At 40.9% G+C, this 15,577-nt stretch carries 12 protein-coding genes; 2 read left to right on the top strand and 10 right to left on the bottom strand.

The genetic code is table 11. The features are described 5' to 3' along the window. Positions 1-335 precede the first annotated feature (335 nt). A complete protein-coding gene (locus IM507_RS02000; protein WP_002733807.1) occupies positions 336-926 on the top strand; it encodes a ScaI family restriction endonuclease in 591 nt (196 codons plus the stop codon). Here IM507_RS02000 and IM507_RS01995 read toward each other — a convergent pair. The 7 genes from IM507_RS01995 to IM507_RS01965 all read right to left on the bottom strand — a co-directional run bounded on the left by IM507_RS01995 (position 923) and on the right by IM507_RS01965 (position 8,725). Next, positions 923-1,972: a DNA-methyltransferase gene (locus IM507_RS01995; RefSeq protein WP_069474620.1), complete on the bottom strand. Its 1,050-nt coding sequence runs from the start codon at positions 1,970-1,972 to the stop codon at positions 923-925. The two genes, IM507_RS02000 and IM507_RS01995, sit on opposite strands and share 4 nt — an antisense overlap. A gap of 237 nt (positions 1,973-2,209) precedes the next feature. After that, positions 2,210-3,220: a tryptophan--tRNA ligase gene (gene trpS / locus IM507_RS01990; RefSeq protein ID WP_069474619.1), complete on the bottom strand. Its 1,011-nt coding sequence runs from the start codon at positions 3,218-3,220 to the stop codon at positions 2,210-2,212. A gap of 61 nt (positions 3,221-3,281) precedes the next feature. After that, entirely contained in the window at positions 3,282-4,595 is a 1,314-nt protein-coding gene (locus tag IM507_RS01985) for a dolichyl-phosphate-mannose--protein mannosyltransferase (protein ID WP_069474618.1), read from the bottom strand. 13 nt (positions 4,596-4,608) lie between these two features. Then, entirely contained in the window at positions 4,609-5,238 is a 630-nt protein-coding gene (locus IM507_RS01980; protein ID WP_016517300.1) for a Uma2 family endonuclease, read from the bottom strand. Between the two features lie 34 nt (positions 5,239-5,272). Next, entirely contained in the window at positions 5,273-7,321 is a 2,049-nt protein-coding gene (locus tag IM507_RS01975; protein ID WP_069474617.1) for a DNA phosphorothioation-associated putative methyltransferase, read from the bottom strand. Positions 7,322-7,364: 43 nt separating this feature from the next. Further along, positions 7,365-8,144, bottom strand: a complete 780-nt coding sequence (locus tag IM507_RS01970) for a photosystem II S4 domain protein (RefSeq protein WP_002733167.1) — start codon at positions 8,142-8,144, stop codon at positions 7,365-7,367. Between the two features lie 71 nt (positions 8,145-8,215). Then, positions 8,216-8,725, bottom strand: coding sequence for a hypothetical protein (locus IM507_RS01965; protein WP_002732892.1), 510 nt, complete (start codon positions 8,723-8,725; stop codon positions 8,216-8,218). A gap of 578 nt (positions 8,726-9,303) precedes the next feature. On the opposite strand from IM507_RS01965, the gene pyrC reads away from it, so the two are divergent. Next, a complete protein-coding gene (gene pyrC, locus IM507_RS01960) occupies positions 9,304-10,338 on the top strand; it encodes a dihydroorotase (RefSeq protein WP_002732640.1) in 1,035 nt (344 codons plus the stop codon). A 142-nt stretch (positions 10,339-10,480) separates the two neighbouring features. On the opposite strand, the gene IM507_RS01955 is transcribed toward pyrC, so the two are convergent. The 3 genes from IM507_RS01955 to IM507_RS01945 all read right to left on the bottom strand — a co-directional run bounded on the left by IM507_RS01955 (position 10,481) and on the right by IM507_RS01945 (position 15,481). Beyond that, positions 10,481-12,850: an endonuclease MutS2 gene (locus tag IM507_RS01955; protein ID WP_287636457.1), complete on the bottom strand. Its 2,370-nt coding sequence runs from the start codon at positions 12,848-12,850 to the stop codon at positions 10,481-10,483. Between the two features lie 281 nt (positions 12,851-13,131). Then, a complete protein-coding gene (psb27, locus tag IM507_RS01950) occupies positions 13,132-13,533 on the bottom strand; it encodes a photosystem II protein Psb27 (protein WP_108935662.1) in 402 nt (133 codons plus the stop codon). A gap of 583 nt (positions 13,534-14,116) precedes the next feature. Next, a complete protein-coding gene (locus tag IM507_RS01945; RefSeq protein ID WP_287636456.1) occupies positions 14,117-15,481 on the bottom strand; it encodes a sensor histidine kinase in 1,365 nt (454 codons plus the stop codon). Between the last annotated feature and the right edge of the window lie 96 nt (positions 15,482-15,577).

Genomic DNA, 15,577 nt, shown 5'->3' with positions numbered 1-15,577 from the left:
CATATCAGCAACCGAGTCGGGTATGTTGGAAATTCCCACGGGGATAACAATTCTTAGTCTTGGGGTAACTGCCGGACTCTGCTATTTTTATTAGCGATCGCATTTTCAAGGATTGAAACTGCGAAAACAAGTTTAAAAAGGCTAATCATACTAAATCCGTTTTTAATACTATGATTAACTCCCAAGTTATGGATTGTTTTTCCCTGCTCCCTGATCCAGCATTCCCCACTCTCCTATGCCTTTTAAACAGAATTTAGTATTAGGTGTTGGGATAGGGGGAGGTGGTTGCGTTAATATTAGTTACTGTATCTAATAACGCCGTAAAAAAACTATAGATGAATTCTCCCTATGCAGATTTCTCTCCTAGTAATTGGTTATCTATCACCCAACGACTTGTGGAAAGACATCCCCTATCTACCGATGCAATTGTTGATGTTGTTTTAACATCTTGGCAATCAATTTTTAATTCTCAGTTAGGTACAAAAGGTTTTAGAATTGGTAGGGATATCTTCCCTAAACCTCAAATTATGGGTTTTCTACTTCATGAATTAATTCCTTTAGAACTAAAAGCAAAATATCCCGATTTCTGGAGAGGAGATATCAGTATATCTGATAAAGATATTGTCTATATACCTGATGACTTTTTTTCAATTGAAGTCAAAACCTCCTCTGATCCTAGACATATATATGGCAATAGAAGCTATGCTCAAAATTCTAATAACAGCAAAAAAGGTAAGTCTGGATACTATTTAGCAGTTAACTTTGAGAAGTTTTCTAATACTACTAATCCTCAGATTAAACTAATTCGTTTCGGTTGGATTGATTCTGGGGATTGGATTGGGCAAAAGGCAGCTACAGGTCAACAATCGCGTCTTTCCTCTGACGTAGAAAACTATAAATTGCTCCAATTGTATCGAAAAATCTAGAATAATGAGCCTTGGATATAAGTATTGCTTCTTTCTTTTTTAAATCTTTTAAATCTCTCTGCAGCTATCTCGCAATAGTCTGGTCGAATTTCAAAACCCACAAAAATTCTTCCTAATCCCAAGGCCGCTATTCCTGTAGAACAAGAACCGGCAAAGGGATCAAGAATTATTTCTACCGGATTAGATGAAGCTTGTATAATTCTCTCGACAATTGCTAAAGGAAATTGTGCGGGATGTCCGGTTCTTTCCTTAGAACTGCGCTTTTCTCCTGTAGTGACTTTAGAAACTTCCCACACATCAGAAGGATTTTTACCGAGGGGATTACAACGATATTTACCATTTTTCTTTTGATTGGGATACTTAACGTTAGGGTCACGAATATTGTCTAAGTTAAAAGTATATTCTTGGCAATTTTTGAGATAAAAAAGCCATTTTTCATTGCGAGGACTAAGACGATTTTTTGTAGAAACACCTGCCCCATATTTCCAGACAATTTCTTGTAAAAGATAAAAGGGAGACTTATCCCAAAGAAGATAGGGAATCGGAACACATAATCCCTTTTCTGGTACTTCTAAATAACCAACATTTAGCCACAAAGCGCCGTTATCTTGAGTAATCTGATAAATTTGCCGCAGCCAATTAGCACACCAATCAACATAGTCATTGATTGAAAGAACTCGTTCATATTCTTTGCCAATATTATAAGGTGGTGATGTAACAGTGAGGTCAATTTTTATGTCACTATGAGATAGTTTAGACAAAAAGTTTGTGGCATCTCCTTGATAAAGAATAAAGCCGTTGTCCGAGTAAAAAGGTTGACCAAGATGACTAACCAGAATTTCTTTAAGAAAATTAAATTTGTTGGCTCTATCTTTTTCTAACTCTGGAGAAAATGGCTGTAGTAAGGAGGAAGGAGCAATCTGAGTTGATTGATGATCAACAATTCCCTCTGCTAGATAAGAGTTTTGTTCCTTGCTGGCAATTGGACGAGACTCATCTTCCCTAGACGATAGTTTTTTTTGTTTCCGCTGGGACTCTACAACCATAATCTCAAAGGACAGGTAAGTATTTTGATAGTTTTAATTATGCCCTTATTTTACCAAAATATCACTGGAGTTGTGCTTAATTTAATAACTTTTGTAATCATTCTCCTTCCCTTACCCTGGATGGGGGGGATAAAACCCCACCAAGAGTTAAAGATTGACTGATAAAGCAGCGAGTTTTCCTTGAAAAATCTCAACTGAGTAGATTGGATAATTATCAGATGCACCCGAAAATTATCCCTAAAATGGTGGTAAATAACCCATGGCATTTTTGACTCGATCGAGAGTTTGATTGGCTACCGCTTCTGCTTTGAGACGACCTTGCCGTAAAACTGTAGCTAAATAATCTTTATCCTCTCTAATTTCGGTGTATTTTTCCTGAATAGGTTGCAGAGATTCTATGGTGACTTCTGTTAACATCGGTTTAAATTGTCCCCAACCTAAATCTGCACATTCTGCTGCGACCACCTCTTGACTTTTTCCCGATAAAATGCTATAGAGAGTTAATAAATTATAGCATTCGGGACGTTCTGGATCATCGAAAGTTAAACCCTTAACTAGATCGGTTTTACAGCGTTTAATTTTCTTGGCAATGACATCGGGACTATCGAGAATATTAATCCGACTCATCTCGGAAGGATCGGATTTAGACATTTTATTCCGGCCATCGGTTAAACTCATCACCCGCGCTCCTTCCTTGCGGATCATCGGATCAGGAAGTTTTAAAATTGGTTGTTTCGGTTGCCCAAAAAGATGATTAATTCTAACAGCTATATCGCGGGTTAATTCTAAATGTTGTTTTTGATCTTCTCCCACAGGTACTTTATCGGCATCGTAGAGTAGAATATCGGCAGCCATTAGTACGGGATAATCGAGTAACCCCGTGCCAACATTTTCCCCCTGTTTAATTGCTTTTTCTTTAAATTGAATCATATCGGTTAACCAATTTAAAGGGGTGATACAATTCAATAACCAAGTTAATTCTGTATGAGCTTTAACGTGGGATTGGACAAAGATAGTCGCGTATTCTAAATCAATTCCGCAGGCTAAATATAAAGCGGCAATTGCTAAAGTATCCTCCGCAAGAGTGGCGGGATTATGGGGAACGGTGATCGCGTGTAAATCGACCACACAAAAGAAATTATCGTAGTCTTGTTGTCCCTCCACCCAATTGCGGATCGCACCTAGATAATTGCCTAAATGTAAATTGCCAGTTGGTTGCACACCAGATAAGATTCTTTGTTTACCCATAACTCATGCGATCGCTTTTTATCATGATTTTATTGTATCAGTTTTTGGTGCTAATTTCATCCTAAATCCAATTGGGAAAAATCATTCTCAGATAATAATCCTGCACTGACAGGGGAATGCCTAAATAAATTGGTAGCCAATGAATAAAAGCAAAAGTTATCAAAATTATCAGCGAGCGCGAGCCATTTTTATAAATAGGACTGGAACTTTCTAAACCATCGGCTAAGAGCCAAGCTAGAGCAATCCAAGTGAAACTATAGGCAGCCATATAATGATAGAGAAAGGTACAGCGACTAATTTTTAACCAGGGCAGCAGATTAGCAATATAGTTACAGATAAGATAGGCAGAAATTACTCGCTCTTTTCGGTTAAATAATCGACTAAAAACCACTAGAATCGCTATCGTAGAAAACCACCATAACAACGGATTTCCCATCGCGTGAACATCATAAATTTTATCACCTACTCTCTTAAAATAATAAGCCACAGGTCGCCCCATTACTAACCAACTATACCAAGGAGAACAATAGGGATGAACATCAGATTGATTACCCTTGATTCTCTGATGAAATGACCAAATTTCTTGATGTACTTGCCAAAAATTATATTGATGGTTGACGAGAAGATGAGGTATCCACAGCAAACTATAGGTAATAAGAGGAAAGACAATTAAGGCGATAAAAATGTCCTCTAATCTCAGGTTAGTTGCCTTTGTCCAAAGATGATCTTTTGACTGCTCTTGATTAAATAATTTTATTAACCAAGCAATACCGATAAAAATAAATATTCCCAGTAAAAATCCTAAGCCATTCCATTTAATATTTGCCGCTAAACCGAAAGAAACTCCCGATAATAATAGCCAATTAAGTTTCTGATTTTTCTGGAGTGCTAATAAAAAAAATAATTGTCCAGACAAACCGAATAAAATTAAGTAAATATTATTGAGAGCATAGCGGGATTCCACCAAAAATAATCCGTCTAAACTGGCGAGAAAAGTTGTGATTAAAAATACAGTTTTTCTCTGGGTTAATTGATAAGCAATTGCGCCAATAATGAGGGGAATAAAAGAACCAGTCAAAGCATTTAACCAGCGATAACTAAAAGTTGAGCGCAGGGAACCCGTTAAATTATTAATGGTTTCAGGATCGGCAGGAAAATGGGAGCCAATCCAGATACTAATAGCAATTAAATATTGACTTAACGGTGGATGAGACTGAAAAAATTCTTTACCGATTAGATATTCATTGCCGTATTTAGCATAATAAACTTCATCGAAAACAAGAGTATTAAACTGACTGAGATTCCAGAATCTTATTCCTAGGGAAAATACAAATATCCCTAGGATAGGTAGGTTAAATTTTACTTGAGAATTCATGGAAAGATAATAGTTATGATAACTGGGAATTTTCTGTTAAACACAAGCGAAATTCTTTGACAGCAAGACGGGGATTAGGATGGTTGACGTATTCGGCTAATAATTCTAAATTTAAATCCGGTAATAAAGCACTTTTAGGGATTAAAATATATTCGCCATTCTCTTGCAAAGAATAAATTTTTAACTGATTATCTTGCCAAAACCAAACCTCTTGAGTTCCTAATCTTTGATAAACTTCTAAAATTTTCAGGCTGCCACTGGTTAAGATGATTTCAATCGCCAAATCAGGAAACTCTTTTTCTGTAAATAAACAAAAACATTTGTCAGGTTCTTTACCCGCTTCTTTTTCCTGTTTTCGCAACGTGGTGGAACCTAATCCCCAGAAATCAATTTCAGCATATTCTAAATAAGCTTCCACTAATCTACCAATATCTTCTTTGCTAACTTCATGACGACGACTAGGAGCCATAATTTCTACCATTCCATCTAAGTAAGTAATGCGATAACTGGAACTATCTTCTAAATGTTTTAAGAGGGTTTCGTACTGTTGCCAATTAACCCCAGAAATTAACATTCTTTGTTCAGGATCATTAGCTTTTAACTCGAAATCTTCTAATCCTTGTAACCGAATCGTAGTCATCATACAATTAATTACCTCATCTATTTTACTTAATTACTCAGGAAGACTTATTTTGATTTCTTCTGGCGTTAATTTTAGCGCGTAAAATCCTAACTTTATAGGGATCGGCATCTTTTCGCCACAGAATTTGATGGCCTTTGATTGTAGCACAATGCTCCTCTAAACATTTTTGCCAACCCTGTAAACGTTCGATCGCTTTTCGATCTTCTAACAATCCCCAATCCTTTTCTAATTGAGTTAAGCGAACCAATTTATCATAGTTGGGATAATCAGCCGTTACTAAAAGCTCTTTTTCGTGTAAAATTGGCGGATTAGGACTATCCCGGTAATCGCGAAAACTAAAATCAGCCGAACCTAAATATACATCCATGCTAGTAGCTAAAATCGGATGAATTTCTGTATCAAAATTGGGGTAATAGAGATAGGAAATTTTGGGTTGACGAAAGGATAAACGAATAACATTAGCATTTTCTAACCGTCCGATAGTTTGACTAGCACAACCTTCATATAAGCGTAATAACATCGGTAATTTTTCCAGAATGCTAATATGAATAGTTAGGGAATAACGGGAAAGTTTGCCTAGGGAACTATTTTCACAAGCACGAGCGATTGCTGGTAGATTTCCCGCACTTATTAACACTTCTTCTGCTAAAGCGCAAGCATTGCGATAACTGCCAAATAAAGCTTTAAAATCGGCACGGGTAGCGGGGGATAATTCCCTTACTTTCGGACAGTGGCTAAATTGACTTAAAGCTAAATAAAGTAAAAGATCGGCGCGTCTTTTGTCGGCAATTATCTCCCATTCTTCCCCTTCTGTTACTTGTAGAATCACTTGAAAAGCGCGTCTAAAAGTGCCAAATTCTGCCTTAATTTCTTCCTCTTGTAATAATTCTCCTGCGACGGGTAAACGTCCCTGCTGGGTATAAAATTCCATCAGTGGAGTTAATAAATCTTCGTAATCTTCAAAGCGTTTGAGATGGGTTTTAATTTTAGGTGTGGTAGCGCGGGAACGACATCTGGATAAACGAAAAGTTTCGGCTTTTTCCTCCTCTCGAAAAACCAGATAAATTCCCAAAGTTATTGGAATAGAATCAACCCCCAAAGTGCTATCAATATACTGTTTTAGTTCTTCCTGTTGATAGTATTTTTGAAAAGTATTGCGACGGGTTATAATTCCATCTTCATAGGCCATTAAACCCCGTTCACTATCATCAATTAGAATCTGTGCTGAAACAATTAAAACTTGACGGGTTAATTGCCAAGCTTTTAATAAAGCTTCTTGCCTTTCTTCGGCGGATTCAATAACATTAATTACATAGCCTAAATTAACAATATCAGATTCAATTAAAGGACTATCGGGACGATAATAAGGATCCCAACCTTCACTTTGATAACCCTGTTCAGCTATGCGTTCTATATCACCTCCATAACCACAACCGTAATCAAAAAAAGTGGTTTCAGGAAGGAATAATCCCGCCGCTAATGCTAATCTTGCTGGACGAGAAAGGGTTTTGCGAACAAGAGCAGCCTTGTGGCGATCAATTATTATCGATTTTTCCTTTTGTCCCTCTAGATTACAAACTAAATAATCTCCTGCAAAATCAAGGTGATGCTTTCTTAAAAGTCGTTGCCATTCCTGTTTAGTACCGATGGGATAAGAACTGTTTAAAAGTCCTAAAGCACTCTCGATTTTTGTGAGATGCTCGAATTGTTCATAAAAAGGATAGTCCCTAGTAACAAAAGTTTCTTTTCGGTGTAAAATAGGCGGATTATCAGCATTTTGATAATTCCATTCACTTAAGATTAATGTCCCCAGATCTACCACTAAACTTTTAGTTAAAACTGGGTGAGGTTCCCGATCAAAATCGGGATAAAAAAGATAGGATATTTTCGGTTTATCGGTGCTAAATTTAATTATTGTTGCCTCAGATAAATGCTGATTAATTCTTGCTTGTTGTTCGTAACTCTGGAGGATAGGATCCAGTTGATGTAATGCTTCTCGATGAACATAAAGCGCCCCCGGTAATAGTTTACCGATGGGACTCACTTGACACAGTTGCACGATTAAGGCGAAATTCTCAGCCATGGCAATTAATCTGTCTAATAACAAATTCTAGAGACAGAAAAAACTAAATAAATCTGGTTAAATGAACCCGATAGCGCTCTTTTTTGGTCACAGTAACCTCACCCACTTCTAAACGACCTTTTCCCCGAAAAGAAATCAAATCACCGGTTTTAACGTTATAACTAGATTGACTGATATCTTTCCAGTTAACTCGCACATCCCCAGCGCTAATTGCCTCGGCCATTTTACTGCGAGAAATGCCAAAACCCGCCGATGCGATCGCATCCAAACGTAAGGAAGCTTCCACGGTATTAATTTCTTTTTTTTGCGGTGGTCTAACTTTTAATTCCGTCAAAGGAATCAGGCTAGTTTTCACTGGAACCGAACGCACTTGTAGTAAATTAGCAGATAAAAAATCTGCCAATTCAGGCACTACAATCGCCTGCGCTCCTCGCTCACCTAAAACGATTATATCACCGACTTTTTCCCGAACGATACCCGTCCCCAACATTGCCCCTAAAAAATCCCGATGGTTAGCGGTATCAAAAAGAAAATTACCAGCAATATCAAGGGCAGATAGGGGAATATCTGTTACTGTCAAAGGTAGATCAACTCTAGCAATACCGAGGCGCTGTCTTTCTGCTTGGGGATAACCGCCCCATTTTTGCATTGACACATCAGTTAAACGCTGAAAAACTCGTTCCACTTCCGCTAAAACCGCAGGAGAAAGAAAGTCTGTAGTCGTCACTTCCCAAGTCTTAATCGCTTGTTCGGCTTTATCAATAACTTTCGCTATCTCCTCGCGGTTTTCAACACCCTTTAGTAATTCTTCTCTTGGTAACATTGTTTTCTGGTAATTAATCAAAAATTCTTAGGAAAAAATCAAATGACCGATAACTTATTCCCGATAACCGTTCACCGTTCTAGGGCGTATCCTTGCAGATTTTCGGGGTTAAATTGACGCAGGATAAGAGTCGCTTGATTTTTCAGGTTTTCCGAACCCTGCACGATAATAATATATTTTCCCGCACCGAGACGATTGCGATAAGGAAGTGCATCGCCACTGCCGGACGATAAACCCACGCCACCACCGACAAAAATACTGCCCATCGCCCCCCCCATCGCCCCAGCAATGCCGCCGACGATATGATTGCCCGGTTCTCCGGCCCAATCAAAGGTATGCAATCCCGTAATCAGGTTAAAAAGGTAGCCGCCGGCAAAACCGAAGGGAATTAACCAAAAAGCCATGAGAGTAGCCCGTTTTTTGGCCTGTTGGAAGGGATCGATCAAACCGAACTCATCAGCACTTTTATAGCCGCGACCGAGAATGGTCACTTGAGATTGGGGAATTCCCGCCTTTTCCAGGGCAACGGAAGCTTCTTCTGCTTGTATGCGATCAGCTAACACGGCAATGAGATAATTCATATTCTCCAACTTTTCAGGTTATCTTCATCTCCTATTGTAAGGATTTTGGGGACTGAAAAGCCGCTCGATCAAGAAAATATTCAAGGGGATGCGTTAGTCAATCTTAGATAGGATTGATTAATGTGGAATTATTAGCAATTCAAGAAATTGCTCTATCTTGGTTATTTTTGGCACTAATTTACTATAAAGAAAGATAGTTTAATGATTATTAACAGGAAGTTTTTTAGGACTATTACCATTGGGATTAGACTGTAAAGTTTGACTCACTCCTGTCATTATTTGAATGTTTTCATCGGCTACATCTGAGGTAAAAACTAAAAGAGAGATTAGATTTTTGGTAATAATATCTAGTCTTAAGTAATTCACTTGTACGCCAATTGAATTTATGAAAAAAAGAGAAATAAATAGCGCAGATCCAGCCTTCTCTTATCGACCTAGACCCATTTAGAGGCGCGGCAGCTTATTAGTTAAAACCGACTTGACTGCTGAAATAGGGAATTGATTCCCTGACCGAAGATTGACTTCTCTCTTGCGTTTAATTGTGGCGCTGGGATTCCTAACCGTTGTATGATGGAACAATGCGAAGACTCACAATCACTCGACCCGACGACTGGCACCTTCATCTCCGCGACGGTGCGGCACTGAAAGCGGTTCTACCCCATACGGTGCGTCAGTTTGCCCGTGCCATTATCATGCCGAATTTAAAGCCCCCAGTGCGCTCCGTGGCCGATGCCGCCGCCTACCGCGATCGCATTCTGGCAGCAGTTCCAGAGGGTCAACAGTTCGAGCCATTGATGACCCTCTATCTCACCGATAATACCAGTCCCGAAGAAATTATGGCGGCAAAAGCCTCCCAGTTTGTCAAAGCGGTGAAATACTACCCGGCCGGTGCCACAACTAATTCCGACTTGGGGGTGACGGACCTTCGTAGGTGTGATCGCGTTTTGGCAGCGATGGAGCAGCTGGATCTGCCGCTACTACTGCACGGAGAAGTTACCGATGGTGATATTGATGTGTTCGATCGCGAGAAAGTGTTCATTGAGAAGCAATTAATCCCACTGATAACCAGATTTCCGAAACTGCGGGTCGTCTTTGAACACATTACCACTGCCGATGCGGTCAAGTTTGTTCTATCTGCTAACAACAACGTCGCCGCCACAATTACGCCCCAACATTTATTGTTTAGCCGAAACATTCTCTTTACCGGTGGCATTCGTCCCCATTTTTATTGCCTGCCGATTTTGAAACGAGAGGATCATCGTTTGGCACTTTTGCAAGCGGCAACATCGGGCAACCCCAAGTTTTTTCTAGGGACTGATAGTGCGCCCCATTCTCGCTACAGCAAAGAAAGTTCCTGTGGCTGCGCGGGTTGTTATTCGGCTCTGCACGCCCTAGAGTTGTACGCAGAAGCATTTGAGAGCGTCGATGCGCTTGAGCAACTGGAAGGGTTCGCCAGCTTTCACGGGCCAGATTTTTATCAACTCCCCCGGAATACGGAACAAATCACATTAAACAAAACCCCTTGGCGCATTCCCGATGAATTGCCCTTTCCCGAATCTGGACTGGTGCCGTTACGAGCGGGTGAAGAGATAACCTGGCAATTAGGGCAATAAAAACCGCCAGTCTTGATAGTTGCGGTCAAGAATTCACGATTTATTAAAGACTGATTATTTATTCCCCCTCTTGCCCCTTGCATGAGTGCCTGCCCTGATATGTAGCCTATACTCAAGGGATTTAGTATCACATCTGAAAACCCTAAGTTAAATAAGCGATAGTTACCCCCGAACCCCCCTCATTTTGGGGTGCTAATTGAAAGCGTTTTACCTGGGGATGACGGGATAGGAAATCGTGAACACCTTGACGCAATTTCCCCGTACCTTTACCGTGAATAATCCATAATATACCCGATGGGGTAGCCCTGATGATCGCCTGTTCGATATCCGTTTCTGACTCTGCCACCCTAGAACCGCGAATATCGACGGTATTATTAGCAGTACGAATTAAAGGAGTCTCCTGGGGTTTTGTGGGAGTTTGTGGCAAATTTTTGGCAGGTTTTGGCGCAGTTTCCACTTTTTGACCATCCAAAGACTCAATCTGATCTAAGGGTAGGGTCATCTTCATCATACCGAAACGCAGGGAAATCTCGTCTGATTCCGGTGAAATTGCTAAAACTTCGGCAGTTTGTCCCAAATTGGGCAAGCGGACTCTTTCCCCCACTTGCGGACGATAATTAACCTTAGTTTTTTCCGTTTTTGGTAATACCCTTTCTGCGATCGCAGTTAATTCCTCTGTGGCTTTTTGGGCATCTCTACCGGTTTTTGTTCCTGCTTGCAATCGGCGAATAACGTCATTAATCTCTGCTTTTGCTGATAATAAAGCCTTTTGTATCTCCTGCTCCTGATAACGCTTTAATTCTCGCTCTCTCTCCTGTAGAGAATTAGCCCGTGTGGACACTTCTGTATAAAATTTCTCCGTTTGTTGGAGTAATTGACTAGCTTCTTTAGCTTTTGACTCCTGTTCCCGTCTTTGCGCTTCCAAACCAGCAATTACTTGATTTATCTCCTCCGATAACCCCCCCAGATGATTTCTCGCTTCGGCCACAATTTCGGCACTTAATCCCAAACGCTGGGCAATAGTTAAAGCATTAGAACGCCCCGGAATGCCCCATAATAGTCGATAAGTGGGGGAAAGAGTGCGATCGTCAAACTCTACCGAGGCATTTTCAAAGCGAGAATCTCGATACTTTAACGCTTTTAATTCCCCGTAGTGAGTGGTAGCCACCGTCAGTAAACTATGATCGGCGAGGTATTGTAAAATAGCGATCGCTAAAGGACTTCCCTCGGCCGGATCCGTACCAGCTCCCACCTCATCGAGTAAAACCAAGGAACGAGAATTTAAAGCCGCTAAAATGCGGACAATCCGGCGAATGTGACCCGAAAAAGTTGATAAACTCTGTTGCAAAGACTGTTCATCGCCGATATCGGCTAAAACCTGATCGAACCAGGGTATCTCTACCGGTTCCCGCGCTGGAATAAACAAGCCCGCTTTCGCCATTAAAGCCGCTAATCCGAGGGTTTTTAAAGTAACGGTTTTTCCGCCGGTATTTGGTCCGGTGATGGCAACAACGCGAATTTCTGGGCTAATCTGCACATTTATTGGTATGACCTCCCCCCCCTGTTCATGGTGTTTTTGCCACCAGAGCAAAGGATGACGCAAATTCCGTAAAGTAATCGTTTCCGAACCATCGATAAAGTGGGGGGGATTACCCTCTAACCATAAACTGTAACGGGCCCTGGCGGTGGCCAGATCGAGCCTAGTAGCGATCGCTAGTAAATATTCTAAGTCTTCAAAAGCTTCGGCGATCAGATTACTTAACTGTCGCAGGATTTTTTCTTCTTCGATTTGTTCCAGACGACGATATTGCCGCAGTTGATTGCCTTGGTCAACGATAGAGTGAGGTTCAATGTAAAAAGTCGCCCCTGTGCTGGAAGTATCGTGAATTATCCCCGGTATTTGCTCTTTTTGCGATGCTTTGACGGGAATCACCCAGCGCTCGCTTCTTTGGGTAATGACTGCTTCTTGGATAGCCCCGCCCTGCTTTTGCATGATATCCTGTAATTTTCGGTAAATTCGCTCTTTAATCACCTTCATTTGTCCCCGAATTTCGCGTAATTGGGGACTAGCGCGATCGGATATCCGGCCATCTTCATCGATACAACGGTGTATTTCCTGTTCTATCTCTGGATAGGTGCGAATTTCCGCTACTAACTCTTTTAAAACTGGTATATCTTCCTGTTCGTCAATTAAACGCCGTAAACGTCGCACTCCGGCCAAAGTCGTGGCAATATTTAAAAGTTCCTGTCCCGATAATAACCCCCCCAGATGCGCCCTTTCTAGGGCATCACCGATGTCGGTAATCCCATCAAAGGAAAGACGACTATCTAATTTTTGTTCTAAGCTATAAACTTCTTTGGTTTGGCAAAGTAGGTTTAAACTTTCCTCTTTGCTTTCCGGTAAGGGCAATTGACGAATCGCGATCGCACCTAGTTTAGTCGCTGCAAAAGTAGCTAGGTGTTGACATAGCCGCGGCCATTCCAATAATTCTAGGGTTTCGTCTTGAATCAATTTTGTAGTTTTTTATAATACGCTTTGTATTTCTAGTCTAACCGGATTTGGTCTGATTAGGTCGAGTTCTACTGATAACTGATAACGGGTGCATCTCAATTTGGTCGAAATATCTAGATGATATTTGGGGCGCACGCGGTGCGCCCCTACCATTGGCCCGATGATATTATTTATTGTAGGGGCGAATTGCATTCGCCCTCTTTGAATGACTTCTGCTGCTCACCAATATGTGAGAGAAAGTCACAAACGTGAGATTCACCCCTGATAACTGATAACTGTATCTAAATTCCTTTCTGGAGAGAGAATTGCACCTGTTTAAATTCTTGTTTTAAACGTTGTTTGAGTTTGTCGGGGATAGGACGGGAACCGTAGGCGGTATAATAACCAGCTAGAGAGTTTAAGGCTGTTTGCATAGTAGTGAAAGAACGCAAACCCCCGGATTTTTTATCTCGTCGGTAGAGGGAGATGTAATCGTTGATTTGTTCCTTTGCTTGCGACTCAACTGCCGCTTTATTCGGGTCATCTTTGACTAAATCAAGGGCTGTGGTTAAAGTTTCAATCACTGTTAGGGTATCCTGTCCATAATTGCCGGTTAACCCCGAACTACTAGAACAACCCATCAATCCGATGACCAGGACGAGAACCAAAGCTAATAAGCGAGAAATGTAAGGTTTTAGAGACATATTTTCAACACCATAAGTTAATCCCAAGTCACCTTATCCTATCAGGAAACCGTGACCAGTTCCCCAGGAGAGTCAACCGGCTGCAAAAATCAGGGGTCAACAGGGGGGAAAATAGGGTTTGCGGCAAAAAGTTTTTCCTGGTGGCAGGGTGTGGGGTGTGGGGTGTGGGGTGTGGGGGTTTACCCATTTTCAGGGGGTCAATTACCTAATTTTCAGGGAAAAAGTCCCTGAATTTTCCCCCCAATCACTCCAAAGGTCGGCACTTTTTGAGGGAAGAAAAGTCTAAAAACCTTGTTGGATAAGGTTTTTAGATTTATTCAGTCAACCTTAAATAGCGAAAATATAGGCTTTTTGGGCGGTAAAAGCCCTATTTTTGCCTAAAAGTTGCGATGCCATCAACCCGGAGTGAGTTGATTCTGGACTAATTCGGGCCGCGATCAGGCACTGGTGACGGTTTCAGGGTCGATCGAGATTGGACTTTGCGATCGATCAATCTAGAAGATAAAAATTCTCCATTGCTTTCGTCCCATTTCGGAAGAAAGAAAGTTAAATTTTGTAATCTTTAGGGCCGCTCAAGCTGGAACTAGGGTGAAATGGGCAGTTTGACGGTAAAGCTTGTTCCCTTATCCACTTGGCTATCTAGGGCGATTTCGCCACGGTGGAGTTCGACGCATTTTTTAACCACTGCTAACCCCAATCCCGTGCCGATAATATTTTCCACATTCTGACCCCGATAAAAGGGTTCATATATCTTACCTCTATCTTCCTCGGCAATGCCGATCCCGTGATCCCGGACTTGAAAAACAATGCGATCGCTATCTTTCCCCAAAATCAAACTAATCCCTGCTCCTGTGGGGGAATATTTAATCGCATTTAAGAGTAAATTACTTAAAATCGAGTAGAGCAGTTTCTCATCTAGATAAGGACGGATCATCAATCCCTGACTGACAAATTTAATCGGGGTATTATTTTTATTGATAAATTGAAAATCTTCGACTAAATTTAAACAAAAAGCTTCAATATCGAGCGGCTCTAACTGACAACTGAGATTCCCAGATTCTGCCCTTGTTAAAATCAAAATATCTGTTAAGAATTGATTCATTAGCTTGACAGAAGACTGGATTCTATATAGGTTTTTTCTGCTCGACTGTTCTGCATCTTTTAAGCCATTTTCTAATAACTGCGAGGCAGAAAGAATTACGGTTAAAGGAGTTCGGAACTCATGGGATATCATAGAAAAAAGCTGAATTTTTAGATCAGAAAGTTCTTTTTCCTGTAGTAATAACCGGTGAACTTCCTCACTTTTTTGTCGCCGTTTCTCTTGCCAAAAAACTAAAAGATAAACTCCGCAAATAATCCCAAAGCTAGTAAAAGTTCCCAGTAAACCCAACAGAGAATTTTCGCTAATACTATCCCTAGAACTAGCGATGCTACTTCTTAAATTCCTTTTCTGACTAGCTTGTAAATAGGTAAGAAGATTTTGAAACTTATCCCGGACTTCGACACTTTTAACCGTGATTGCATCTTGAGAAATATCATCGGATCGATCGGATTTATAGGTAGCGATCGATTGATTAAATAGAGCAATTCGCCGATACATTAAATCCCCGATCTGAGTGACGATTTCCCGCTCGAAATCCGTGCCGTTTTCTAATTGTTTAGCCAAGAGTTGCCAGTTAGATTGCATCAAAGCGATCGCCCGACGATGACGGCCCAATTCACTGGGGCTGCCAGTTTTGATATAACCCCGTCTTCCCGATTCGGCCACCGCCATGTTAGCGTAAAGATTAGCGAGATTATCGATGATCTCGTAGGTAACTTCCACCTCAGCAGCGCGCTGACGCAGGGCGAGGGTATTGCGATAGGAAACTAGGCTAATAGTTCCCATCAATAAGACAGTTAGCCCGAAACCTCCCGCGATCCATTTTCCTTGTTTGAGCCAATTCATCAGCAGCAAACCGAAGCTATTTCCAGCTTACTCTATCTAAATGGAGCAAGAGGACTCCCGTTAAATTTCTCCTTAATTAAAAATATACCAGAAATT

Source organism: Microcystis sp. M20BS1, assembly GCF_020245305.1.
Taxonomy (GTDB): domain Bacteria; phylum Cyanobacteriota; class Cyanobacteriia; order Cyanobacteriales; family Microcystaceae; genus Microcystis; species Microcystis ichthyoblabe_A.
This window is presented reverse-complemented; position numbering and strand designations above follow the sequence as displayed.